Here is a 12,337-nt window from a genome sequence, read left to right as displayed (position 1 = left end):
TACCGGTCAGTCAGCTCTGCCTGATAACGTCCTCGCATCGAGCGGAGGGAAACAATCGCTATGCCAGAGCAAACAGCATTTCCACACCGCCGTGTCGGGTTGGTGGAAGACCACGAGTCGGTAGCAATCGGCGTGTCCGTGATGCTCGAGGACGAGCCGGACCTCGAATTGGTGTGCATCGCGACCACTGTGTCCGAGATGCTCGCTCAGAACGTCGCCTTGGATCTGGCAATCCTCGACCTCCGGCTGGCCGACGGTTCATCGCCCAAGAGCAATGTCGAGCAACTGCGGGCCGCCGGGCTCGAGACATTGATCTTCACCGGGGCGGAAAACCCGTACCTCGTTCGCTCGGCCGCCCGTGCCGGCGTACTGGGTGTTGTACGCAAGTCCGAACCGACTGCCGTCGTGGTTGATGCGATACGCGCCGCCGCGTCGGGAAGGCAGGTGGTGACGACAGAGTGGGCTGCCGCAATCGACGGGGATCCAGGTCTCGACGAAGTGGGTCTGAGCCCTCGACAACTCGAGGTCCTCGAACTTTACGCATCCGGAGAGAAGGCGGATCGAGTTGCGCGACTCACCGGTTTGGCGCCGCAGACGGTTAACGACTACCTCCAGCGCATCAGGCAGAAATATGCGGCTGTCGGACGACCCGCACCGACAAAAACGGATTTGTACAAACGCGCGGTCGAAGACGGGGTGTTACCAATTCCTGAACGGCCTACTTCCGGAAAAAAGCTGACTTTGACTAACAATGAGGTTCGGCAACAATAACTCTCACAGCGCTGCCCCTGAAAATATGGGCAGAGGAATTGATGTCTGGGAAAAATTTCCCTCTTCGAATTACATTCATCTGACAAGAAGACGGCACTGTCGGGGGTCTGTCATTCCGCTACAGAGAAGTAAGGACGAAACTCATGACAGTCACTGTGGAAAACTGCATGGCACAGGATCCCGTAGGACCGCACCTTTCGGAGCGCGAAATCGAGGTTCTCAGGGAATGGCTACTGAGTGATTCGAAGTCACGCGTTGCTCAAAACCTCTACATCAGCGTGGGAACGGTGGGGACCCACCTGTCGCGGATTCGCGAGAAGTATGCCGACGTTGGAAGGAACGCACCGACGAAATGCGAATTACTCGTGCGAGCGATACAAGATCAGATAGTGACGATCGACGAACTCTGATCAGACTGCCTCACCCATCCTTGGCGAATGATTCAGCAGAGAGTCAATCAAGTACTACCGATTCCACCTTCACCGACAAGATCCTTCGTCTGTTCGGTAGATTCGTGTGCGCCGGCTACCTGTTCTACCTGCTCATCCTGATTCCGAATATCAGAGACGCAGCGGCAACCACCGCGGCCTGGTGGACACCTGTGGCCATCTTCGCGATATTCGGAACAGCCATGGTGTTGGGACTTTCGACGTTCCTGCCCCAGACAATCTGGATTCGTCGAGCTGCCGCAATTAATGCGATTGCCTATATTCTCGTTGCGTGCGCGTGGTGGCCTGCCTGGACCGGTGAACATGTCCAAGGCTTCGGGACGTGGCTCGCCAACATCCCTGGTGTCGCCGGGCTAGCAGCCGCAGCTGCATGGCAGCCTGCCTGGGCTCTGCTATACCTCGGGGTGGGAGTCACGCTCGTCCAACTGATCAATCACGCCATCCGCGAAGCACCCCTGTTCTATCTTCTGATTCCGGATCTCAGTGCTGCGCTGATGTTCTGCACAGTTTTTGTTGCAGCATCTGTTGTCGCACTTCGCACCGGGCAAACCCTTGACGCCACCATCGCGAGTACCCACGCTGCGGCCGCCGGAGCCGCGGCTGCAGCTGCAAAAGACGTCGAACGCGAACGCTTCAACGCCCTGATCCACGACACCGTGATGTCGACCTTGTTGGCTGCTGCACGAACGGACTCCGACTCCACCGTCGCCGGGCAGTCACGGCGCACACTGGCCCGCCTGGACCATCTTCGTTCGGGAGTCGAGACCGCAGAGCGATTGGACCCGGATGCGGTTCTTGCTCAACTCCGTTCGGCAGCCTCGGAAGTCGATGAGAATGTCACCTTCACATCACACGTGGAGTCAAACGCCAACAATGCCGAGTTCCCGTCGGAACCGGTGAGTGCTCTCGCAGGAGCCTTGAGTGAAGCACTGCGTAACAGTAAGAAACACGCCGGGCCGGACGCACGTCGTTCGGTCGACGCAATTGTCGAAGAAACTCGAATGGAGGTGACGGTATGTGACAACGGAATCGGTTTCGATCCTCGCACCGTACCGACGCATCGACTCGGCATCGCCGTGAGCATTCATGCCAGGGTACGCAGTATCCCCGGAGGGGCAGCAGACGTCGCGTCTTCTCCAGGAGCAGGAACCAAAGTCACTCTGTCCTGGCAACGAGCTGAGATGGCTCCTCGATGAACTTCGATGCGGGAAACATCGCCGTAGGCAAAGACATCCGCGACCTACTCGGAATGCGTAGTAGATCCGCTCTCCTTCTCGTTGCCTGCTTCACCGTCACGTATTCGATTTCCGCCGCGTACGGGACAAGCGGAGTCAGGTCCTCGTGGCCGCTGGCAGTCGCGGTACTCGTTGGGTCAGCAGCTGCTTTCTCCATCGTCCTGACTGACGGGGACCCCATGCCCCTTCACCAGAGCATCCTGCTCAGTGCTACCGGCTTAGTCGCCTGCGGCGCGGTGTTCATGGTATTGCCGGTACCTGTGCATAATCCGGCCCAACTCTGGCCTTTCGGAATGTGTACTGTCGTCTTCACCTTCATGTGTGTGCGGGGAAGGACGGGCTACGCCTGGCTTGGCGTGATTCTTTTGATTGCCTCCTCGGTTGCCTGGGCGACTGTGACAGGTCAAGGACCGTTGTACGGCTTCGCCGAGTCTTTCGCCAACGTCGGACCAGTTCTAATGTCGACGGTCTTCGCACTTACGATTCGGCCACGAGCCAAGACGATCTTCGAACTACGCCAAGCGTCTACCGAACGCATCGCCGCAGGAGCAGCCACGTCGGCAGTCATCGAAGAAAGAGACGCCCAACTCGACAGACTCAACATACTGGCCCGGCCTCTGCTCGAGCGGATTGCTTCAGGCGTGCCAATGGATTCCACCGAGAAATTGGCATGTGAATTACTCGAAGCTCAACTACGTGACTCGCTCCGAGCGCCGGGATTTCAGAAGAATCACGTGATCGATGCTGTGCGTGCCGCTCGAAACCGCGGCGTCGAAGTAGTCCTGCTCGACGACCACGGAATGGATGGCGCGAACGCCGACGTGCGCGACCGAATCCACTCGAGCATCGTCCGGGAACTCACCGCGATCACGCGAGGAAAAGTGACCATACGGATTCTTCCACCTCGGCGTACCGCTATGGCCACGATGCTGGTCGACACTGAAGACGTTCGACGAATCGAGTTCGATCACAACGGCATGCAGCTGCTACGGCAGGGGGGACCGGGGAGAGCTCGGCACCTCGTCCATGTCCGTCGATCCGACTACAGACAGCGCCGTCGAACCCGAATAGCTTTCGAGGAGAGTGAGATCCACCGGGTCGATCACCAGGAGAAATGAATGATCTTCGAACTGCGTCCAGCGCATGTCGCACGTGCCCTCGCCGCACTGTGTGCCCTTCCGATTCTGTGGACCTTCGCAGTAGAGGGAATCACCACGACAACGGAATACGACTACAGCACAGGCGAAGTGTCCTCGTCGAGCGACCTGGGCTCTCAGATCGGAAGCGTCGCGATCTGGATCGTCCTCGCGATCGCATTTGCCGCCGGTGCCTGGTATCTGGAGAAGCAGCGCATCGGTTGGCCGCCGGCGGCGCACGAGCAGCTGGTCAGACTGCAGCTGGCATCACCCAACCGAGAAGAGTAAAGGTCCCTACCGCTTCCGATCGCCGGCGCGGAGAAGATTACTGGGAACCGTATGGCCCACTATCTCCTCTGCAACGGCAGCGGCACGAATGCTCGCATCCAGGTCGATACCCGTCGCAATGCCCATGTCTTCGAGCATGTAGACCAGTTCCTCCGTCGCGATGTTGCCACTGGCACCGGGAGCGAACGGACAACCGCCGAGACCTCCGGTGGACGCGTCGAGGTTTCGAACACCGTGCTGCACAGCCGCAAACGCGCAAGCAAGACCAGCGCCACGCGTGTTGTGGAAGTGCGCACCCAAGCCGAAGTCACCTACTCTTTCGCCCACAGCGTCGATCAATCGTCCGACACGTCCCGGCGTGGCGGTGCCGATGGTATCTGCGATCGAGAACTGATCAGCACCGAACTCCTTGGCCTGCTCCGCAATCCGCAGAACACGATCCGGGTCGGTTGGACCGTCGAACGGACAGTCCCAGGCTGTGGCCACGATGACCTCCACCCGTCCTCCGGCGTCGTGGACGATCCTGACGACCTCTCCGATACGTTCGGTCGCTTGCTCCGTCGTCGACCGAGTGTTGGCCTCGCTGTGGCCATTCGATGCCGACACAACATATTCGACGGTTTTCATTCCTGCGGCGACGGCCCGTTTCGCTCCACCGATTCCGGCGACCAATGCCGAGAACTCGATGCCGGGCCACTGGTGCAGTTCTGCTGCCAACAATTCCGCGTCGGCCAACGCCGGCACAGCGCGCGGTGAGACGAACGACGTCGCCTCGATACGCGAAACACCCGTCGCAGCCAGAGCGTCGACAAGACGAAGTTTCTCCGCCAGCGACACCGGGTCTTCGATCTGCAACCCGTCCCGTGGTCCGACTTCACGAATACTGACTGCTGGAATACCCACGCCAGGTACCGACATGTCAGATCACGCCCTTCATCTTCAGTTCTGCCTGCTCGTCGTCCGAGAGTCCGAGGAGCCCGCCCCACACCGAGGAGTTGTCGTGACCCGGCGCCGACGCTCCCGCGTTGCGCACGGATCCGGGTGTCTCACTGAAGGTAGGCACGACGCCCAAGCCGAGGACGTTTTCACCGATCCGCTCGTCGTAGTGGTCGACGAGCATCCCCCGCTCGATCAGCTGCGGATCCTTGACGACATCTTCAACCGTATTGATCGGCCCGGCAACAACTCCCACTTCGGTGAGGCGTTCCACCAGGCTGGTGGGATCTTGGAGCGCGACCCAGGCGCTGATCAGTTCGTCGAGCTCGTCCTGATGTTTGCCACGGGCAACATGATTGGAGAAGCGGTCGTCATGCGCTAGTTCCGGTCGCCCCATGATGGTGCACAGACGCACGAAGAGCGTATCCTGATTGGCTGCGATCACCACCCAGTTTCCTTCAGAGGTCTGATAGATGTTGGACGGCGCAATACCCTCCAATCTCGTTCCCGAGGGCTGCCGGATGATCCCGCCCCGATCGTAATCCGGGATCGTGGATTCCTGCACCGCCAGACAGGATTCCGTGAGGGCAACGTCGACCACCTGACCACGGCCGGTCCGCTCTCGTGAGAGCAACGCCGCCAGCACTCCCTGAACGGCGAACATCCCGCCGAGAGAATCTCCGAGCGAAAGGGCAATACGCGGAGGCGCCTGCCCTGGATAACCGTTCAGATGCCGAAATCCGCTGACCGCTTCGGCAACCGAGGCGTAGCCGGCGCTCTTGGCTTGCGGTCCGCTCTGCCCGTAACCGGATACCCTGGCCAACACCAACTTCGGATTGCGCGCACTGAGAACGTCGAATCCCAGGCCCCACTTCTCGAGGGTGCCCGGCCGGAAGTTCTCGACCACCACATCGGCATGTTCGATCAGATTCAGAAACAGGTCTCGTCCCGCGTCGACGCGAAGGTCCAACGTCACACACCGCTTGTTGCGGGCGTGAACCGTCCAGAAGAATCGATGACCGTCCTGCTCGGCCTGACCCCAGGTACGAAGCGGGTCCGGGCGGTCCGGCGATTCGATCTTGATCACGTCGGCGCCCATGTCGCCGAGCAGTTTCCCGGCGAAGGGCCCGGCGATCAAGGTTCCGAGTTCAATCACCCGATATCCGTCCAGGGGCCCGGTGGGCGCACCTTCCGACACAGCTGCCTCCTCTGGGAACTTTTCTCCCCTTGAAGGCTACGTCACCACCCGATATCGCAACATCATGTCGTGGTCTTCGTGATCGAGCATGTGGCAGTGCCAGACGTACCCCTGCAGGTCCCCCATGCCGACTTCTCCGTGTGCCGAGTGGTCTGCCATGGAACCTCTCGCGAAAGTTGCATCCGGATCGAAGCCCAACTCGTCGGCCGTCGGAAAGCGCACGATCACGCGGGTAATCGAGTTGGCATCCACGATGACAGTGTCTTTCTCCCCCGTTTCCCAAACTTCGGGAGGCCGCAGCGGGGAGGTCACGAATTCCTCTGCCGACGGCGTCCACCGGACCCCCAGATCAGGTACCGGGTACCGCTGCATGAGCGCTGCAGTGTCGATGTTCTGGCGCCCCACAACGCGGAACGCCACCAGGTGCAGATGAATCGGATGTGGTTCCGTGGTGATGTTGATCAAATTCCATTGCTCGATGGTTCCCTGACGCGGCAGTTCGATATCTGAATCAGTGAACCGCAAATTATTGAGCGACATGGTGATCGACGGGTAATCCGAGGGACGCGACAGCTGCATGATCGTGAGATTTCGCACCACATCCGGGGACGCCGGTTCGGCAGCAACGGAATTCAGCTGCTGCGGGATCGAGCCGGTGAATCCCTTTGCGCTGCCCACGTCGAACCGACAGAAGACCGGCATCACCTGCGTGCCGCGTTGCGCCACCGCAAGGGGTACCGGTTCGTCGTTGCGCAATTCCACCGTCGTGCCCGGCTCGAGCATACTGAAGTCGACCAGCAGATCAGCGCGTTCACCCGGACTCAGCCGGACGTGATCCGTCGGCGCAGGAGCGGCCAAAAATCCTCCTTCGGAACCGATCACCCAGAACCGCATACGATTTGCGAAGTGCAGATTCCACACCGAATAGGTTGCGGCATTGAGCAGTCGCAATCGGTACAGTCCGCGAGCCACCTCCACTTTCGGCCATACGACGCCGTTTACTACACCCACGTCACCGGGAGTCGCCGGATCCCAGGAACCCTGCGGAGTGAGCCACGTGGAACGGACACTCTGTTGACCGTCGGAGGTGAAGACCTTGTCCTGCAGAATCATCGGAAGCTCGAATTCGCCGGACGGCAAGCCGAGAGAATTCCCGGTGGTGCCTGTATCTGCGTCGTCACGGAGAAAATACATCCCGACCAGCCCGGCGTAGACGTTGAGGCGCGTCATTCCCATGGCGTGATCGTGATACCAAAGATTGCCGGCTGCACGACCATTCGTGTACTCGTGAACCAAACCTTCGCCCGGACGCTGGATCAGCTCCGGATGCCCGTCGAACTGCGGTGCAGTAACTCCTCCGTGCAGGTGAAGCGAGGTGGGGACCTGTGTGCGGTCGAGGTCGCTGACGCCGTGCAGACCCGGATCGACATCCGCGGCAAGCGGATACGCAGAAATGTCATTGGCATATCGGACTGTGACGAGCTGATCGACGTGAGCTTCGATGGTGGGGCCCAGATAATCCATTCCGCCGTAACCCAGCGACGGCGACGACGGTAGGTCCGGATGGAATCGGTGCATCGACGATGCCGCACGAAGCTCCAGGTTGCCACCCGAAATGCCCGGCAGGACAGGAAGGGTCTCCCGAAACGGTTCCAGACGGGGCGACGGAAGTTGGAACGGGCGCAGTGGATCGACATCAGGTGGTCGAGCCGTCGCTGATCCAGCGGACAACGCGCTCAGACCGGCCAGCAGGCCAAGCCCTTGAACAAACGATCGGCGACGGATCTTGTGTGACTCGTCCACTCACGGCCCCCTCACGCTGACGGCATCCGGAGCGGGTTACCCGTGTGCCCGCACGGTCAAACACCGACCACCTTCTCCAACCAAAGCTCGAAAATCGGCGACCTTACCCCACCGCACCGGTCGCCGTACTCGACGACCTCCTCCGTCCCGACGAAACACGTTTGCGGACAACGGATGCACTCTTGCAGCTTTGCGAGAAGCCGAAGATTCGAAAACGCTCTTGACTCGAACGCATGTTCGAGTACCCTGTGTGCAGGGGATCGGGGGATTCAATGAGTGTCTTGTTGTCGGACGTGGTGTCTGGTCCTGCGGTGGGGTTACGCGGACGGTTGTGGCAGTTGTCTGCTGCGGAGTTGCGTGCTGCTGCTGTCGAGGCGAGTGCTGAGATTCTGCGCCTCGAGGCGGTTCGTGTGGCCGTGGTGGACGAGTTGTCGTTGCGCCCGGATGATCAGGTGATTGCCAGCCGCGGGGTGGGTGCGTGGTTGGCGGCGAACACGATGCTGCAGGTTCGGGACGGGAAGAAGATCGCCGCGCTGGGTGCAGCTTTGCGGCCGTTTCCGGCGGTGGCGGCTCGGTTCGATGGCGGGGATTGCTCCTTCGATCATGCCGTGTTGATCGTGGCGTTCTGTGAATCACCACCGAAGGGGATGCCGGAGGAGGCGCTCCCTCGCTGTATCGATTTGTTGTTGGCTGCTGCGTCGGGTGTGGAGGCGACGACCACGAAAGTGCGGAACGTGATCGCGACCTTGGAGCGGTTGTTCGAATCGGATGAGATTCCGCCCGCCGAAGATGTCGATCTCAATGAGTTGCGGATCGCTTCGACGCTCAATGGTCGGGTGGTGGTGCGTGGGGATTTCGATGCCCTCACCGGGGAAATGTTGTTGTCGGCGTTGTCGAATCTGACGATGCCGACCCCGGCACCGGACGGGACTCCCGATGCCCGGTCGGCGGCGAAGCGGACTGCGGATGGGTTCACCGAACTGATCCGGCGTTATCTCGATTGCGCCAAAACCGGCACCGACGGTGGTCAGCGTCCGCACGTGAACGTGCACATCAACGCTCGGGATCTGGCCGAGCATCGGGACTGCGCCGCCACACCAACTGATGGTGGTGGAGTGGCTGTGTCGGATCTTGATGTCGGGCACATGCCCTGGCTCGGACCGCTGTCGGTATCGCAGACCAGACTCCTCGGCTGCGACTGCTTCCTCTCCACCGTTCTGCTCGACGATCACGGCGCACCGCTCGATGCGAAACCCGGAAAACGATTGGTCACCGCCGAACAGCGAGTGGCGTTGATCGCCCGAGACAGAGGCTGCGCGTTCCCAGGCTGCACATGTGTACCGGCGTGGACCGATGCGCACCATATCCGGCACTGGGCGAACGGCGGCCCGACGGTGATGAACAACCTGGTCCTGCTGTGCCGTTCACATCACCGACTGATGCACCGAAAATCCGGGTTCGTCGGGAAATGGGAAATCCGAATAGGAGTCGACAACAAACCCTGGTTCATTCCGCCGCCCTCGATCGACCCCGGGCAGCAACCGCGCCCGGCGAACACCACCTTCAAAACCTGAGAACGAACCTCAGGCACAACAGAACACGGCCGAGCACCGCATAGAAGGGATCCCCCCGATGCGGTGCCAACAGGCCGTGGCGAACCCGTCAGACGGCCTGCGCAACCTTGGCGGCTCGCGGGAATCGCTCCCGAATCTCCGCTGGCGTGACAACTCTCGGGTCCAGGGGTTGCTCGTCACGCAGGTGGCGCTCCAACACCTTGCCCGTCATCGGCGCAATGACTTTCAGAGCAGTGGTCATGTTCTTCGGTGAACTACCCAACCGGACTGCCGTTCGCACCGCGGGCGCAATTGCTCTGTCCAACAACGCTGGCTGATCGAACCCACCCATCGTTCGCATCCAGCCGGGCAAAGTCGCGATAGTGGCCGGCGCGACCAATCGGCTGAATGTCGCGAACTTCGTCTTCCCCTGCGCTCTCGGTGTTCTCAACAAGTAGTGCATCGCCCGGTTGGCACGCTCGGAGGTACACAATCTGGGCCTGACTTCAGCGAAGTACTCACGTACCTCGTCTCGGGAGCGTGGAACGTCGGAGGTCTTGCATGTCTGTAGTTCGGCAGCGATCACGCATTCTTCCCAGTACCGCTGCTCTTCGACAGCTGAAAGCGGGCCCGGCCCATACATCTCGTAGCACTTGAGCACCGAATGCCAACCCGTCACGTGGATCCAGAGTTGTGACGCCGGATTGTTTGCGCTGTAACGAGTTCCGGTGATCGGTTCAATGCCCGTGGCCTGAGCATGAACTGTCATGAGGTGGTCGGACAAGGCCAATGCCGTCCGCCCGTCGGCAGTGGCGACGGTCAGGAAGTACGCCAAGGTTCGGTCGAGTCGCCCGGCCGGATCGCTGTAAATCCCGCTCATGTCTGCCACTGCGGCAGCCAAGAAGGGGTCGAAGTGCTCGAGCACCACCGACCGCTGGAACCCGATCAGCGCTGTCGGCGCGGCCCAGATCTTCCAACTGGGTGATCCTGGGCCGAAGAAGCCGTAATCCTCACGCGGTCGATTCATCGTCAGTTCAGACATTTCATTCCTCCCCGTTCGTTGAGCCTGCACCGTTCATTTCGTAGGCACCAGACAAGGCGACTACTTGCTGCCAGACGTACTCGAATCGCTCCGCCGCGAACGTGGGGCGCCGGATAGATGCGAGTGCCAACCGTTGCTGATCTTCACTGGCGCTGGGTTTTCCGTACAACTCCACCGCTGCAGCACTGAAGTCGCGGACCAGGACATCGAAGATCTGATCCAGCACCCCACCGTTCCGCTGCTCCTCGTCCAATCCCAAGATCTCGGCTTGTTCGAGGATCAACTGGCCGTAGACGACGAGGGTGAAGAGTTCGGTGATCGCAAGGCCGAAGTCCAAGTCGACCTGCTGCGCCGCATCCGGTGCAGCTTCGGCTAGAAGGGTCACGAGCGCTTCTGCCTGCTCCACGAACAGTGCAACGTTGGGAACATCCGCAAACTTCGCGTACACCGCTCGCCAGTCGTCGAATCGAACTTTCGACAACCCCCGTGCCGGACCCTGACGGAACAGGAACTCGTCGTCGGCTGCGTCGTTGCGCGTCGGAATCGCCGGAAATGACTCGGGGGCAAAGAGGTACGCCGGCATGAACTTGGCGATCAGGGCGAGATTGACGGCGACGGTCCCCTCGAGCTTGGGCAGCCCGTCGACATCCATCTTGGCCACCGCGAGGTAGCTGTCCTTCTCGAAGCCCTTTGCCGCAGCGATGTCGGAGAGCAGTCCGATCACCTTCTGTGCCTCGGTTGTCACCTTCATCTTGGTGACGGGATTGAACAAGAGGTAGCGGCGGTCCTCGGGCGATGCGGTGCGGAAGTAGTCCACCGCACGATCCGAGAAGAGCCTCATCGCCAGCAGGCGCGCGTACGCGTCGACGAATTCACGTCGTACGTGTGGGAACGCCGTGACGGGATTGCCGAACAGGATTCGATTGTGCGCGTGGGTAATCGTCTCGTACAAGGCATGAGTCGACATACCGATTCCGCCGAAGCACAGGTTGAATTTTCCGATGTTCACGGTGTTGAGTGCGGCACTGAATGCTGCCTCGCCGGTATGCAGGATATCCTCTGCCGCAACGGGATAGTCGACGAGTGAGAACTCCGCTACGTACATCTGGGCCGGAACGATGTTCTTCACCACGGTGAATGCCGGATGGTCCGAGTCGGCGTAGAAGAAGACGTACTGATCAGTGCCCTCCACTCCGTCGACGCGACCGAAGACGGAAACAGTGTTGGCACAGTTGCCATTTCCGATGTAGTACTTCGAACCGCTGGCCACGTACCCGCCGCTGCCGTTGGGCATCAAGACCATGTCGGTGGAGTAGACGTCGGCACCGTGCTCTTTTTCGGACAATCCGAATGCCGCAACGCCGCCGGAAGCCAAAGCGGAAGCTGCTCGCGCCCTTGCCGTCTCGTTTTCGCTCTGCCACACCGGCCCGAGACCGAGGATGGTCACCTGCCACGGGTACCAGTAGTTGAGTCCGTAGAAGCCGAGGATCTCGGACAGCGCGGCGATACGACTGGTATCCCAGCGCTTGTCAGAGTCGCCACCACTGTCGCGGGCGGGCGTCAGAAATGTGGCGAACAGACCTTCCTTCGCCGCGAAATCGAGGAAATCGGAGTAGAAGATCTTGTCGTGATAGTCGGCCAGGAGTCGGTTCTTTCCACGCGCCTCGAACCAGTCGACGGTCGCGCCCAGCAGTCTCCGCGTGGTCGCGTCGAACTCCGGCCGATCGTACGTGGAGGGATGGAGCAACAGATCATTCGGCACTAAAGAGGTCGACGCTGTCATAGCGGTTGTTCTCCTCGAGATCTCGGCAGAGGCGCCTCACTGAGCACCATTCGAATACAACGCCACCGTAACAATTGCGGACGATGAATACAACGGTTGCGTATTATTCACGAAGAAGTGGCAGGCAGATTAGGGTGAGACCG

At 60.3% G+C, this 12,337-nt stretch carries 11 protein-coding genes; 6 read left to right on the top strand and 5 right to left on the bottom strand.

Annotated elements, in window-relative coordinates; translation table 11 throughout:
• Positions 1–60 precede the first annotated feature (60 nt).
• From AC1Q6C_RS12305 to AC1Q6C_RS12285, 5 genes are all read left to right on the top strand, one after another.
• Entirely contained in the window at positions 61–771 is a 711-nt protein-coding gene (locus AC1Q6C_RS12305) for a response regulator transcription factor (RefSeq protein ID WP_007732315.1), read from the top strand.
• Positions 772–914: 143 nt separating this feature from the next.
• The gene (locus tag AC1Q6C_RS12300) at positions 915–1,181 is read left to right on the top strand and encodes a response regulator transcription factor (protein ID WP_370333094.1); all 267 of its coding nucleotides are present in this window, start codon (positions 915–917) and stop codon (positions 1,179–1,181) included.
• A gap of 20 nt (positions 1,182–1,201) precedes the next feature.
• Complete coding sequence (locus AC1Q6C_RS12295) at positions 1,202–2,416, top strand: sensor histidine kinase (RefSeq protein ID WP_082920527.1); 1,215 nt, start codon at positions 1,202–1,204, stop codon at positions 2,414–2,416.
• A complete protein-coding gene (locus AC1Q6C_RS12290; protein WP_492666640.1) occupies positions 2,413–3,573 on the top strand; it encodes a DUF8320 family protein in 1,161 nt (386 codons plus the stop codon). The genes AC1Q6C_RS12295 and AC1Q6C_RS12290 overlap by 4 nt, the downstream gene beginning before the upstream one ends.
• Entirely contained in the window at positions 3,574–3,879 is a 306-nt protein-coding gene (locus AC1Q6C_RS12285) for a hypothetical protein (protein ID WP_073513342.1), read from the top strand. It abuts the gene before it with no gap.
• A gap of 6 nt (positions 3,880–3,885) precedes the next feature.
• Here AC1Q6C_RS12285 and AC1Q6C_RS12280 read toward each other — a convergent pair whose 3' ends face one another.
• From AC1Q6C_RS12280 to AC1Q6C_RS12270, 3 genes are read right to left on the bottom strand one after another with little or no spacing between them, the layout of a single operon-like run.
• Positions 3,886–4,782 (bottom strand): hydroxymethylglutaryl-CoA lyase, encoded by an 897-nt coding sequence (locus AC1Q6C_RS12280; RefSeq protein WP_370852725.1) that lies wholly within the window; start codon positions 4,780–4,782, stop codon positions 3,886–3,888.
• 16 nt (positions 4,783–4,798) lie between these two features.
• The gene (locus AC1Q6C_RS12275; RefSeq protein WP_007732303.1) at positions 4,799–6,013 is read right to left on the bottom strand and encodes a CaiB/BaiF CoA transferase family protein; all 1,215 of its coding nucleotides are present in this window, start codon (positions 6,011–6,013) and stop codon (positions 4,799–4,801) included.
• A 36-nt stretch (positions 6,014–6,049) separates the two neighbouring features.
• Positions 6,050–7,816, bottom strand: a complete 1,767-nt coding sequence (locus AC1Q6C_RS12270; RefSeq protein WP_058227103.1) for a multicopper oxidase family protein — start codon at positions 7,814–7,816, stop codon at positions 6,050–6,052.
• A gap of 272 nt (positions 7,817–8,088) precedes the next feature.
• Here AC1Q6C_RS12270 and AC1Q6C_RS12265 point away from each other — a divergent pair, with 272 nt between their 5' ends.
• The gene (locus AC1Q6C_RS12265) at positions 8,089–9,390 is read left to right on the top strand and encodes an HNH endonuclease signature motif containing protein (protein ID WP_492666639.1); all 1,302 of its coding nucleotides are present in this window, start codon (positions 8,089–8,091) and stop codon (positions 9,388–9,390) included.
• Between the two features lie 88 nt (positions 9,391–9,478).
• Here the strand turns inward: AC1Q6C_RS12265 and AC1Q6C_RS12260 are convergent, their stop codons facing one another.
• Positions 9,479–10,411: an oxygenase MpaB family protein gene (locus AC1Q6C_RS12260; protein WP_080961232.1), complete on the bottom strand. Its 933-nt coding sequence runs from the start codon at positions 10,409–10,411 to the stop codon at positions 9,479–9,481.
• Between the two features lies 1 nt (position 10,412).
• Complete coding sequence (locus AC1Q6C_RS12255) at positions 10,413–12,194, bottom strand: acyl-CoA dehydrogenase family protein (protein ID WP_492666638.1); 1,782 nt, start codon at positions 12,192–12,194, stop codon at positions 10,413–10,415.
• Positions 12,195–12,337 lie beyond the last annotated feature (143 nt).

This window comes from Rhodococcus sp. MT28 (assembly GCF_058792695.1).
Note: the sequence above shows the minus strand (reverse complement) of the source record. Positions and strands in the feature narration are given on the sequence as shown.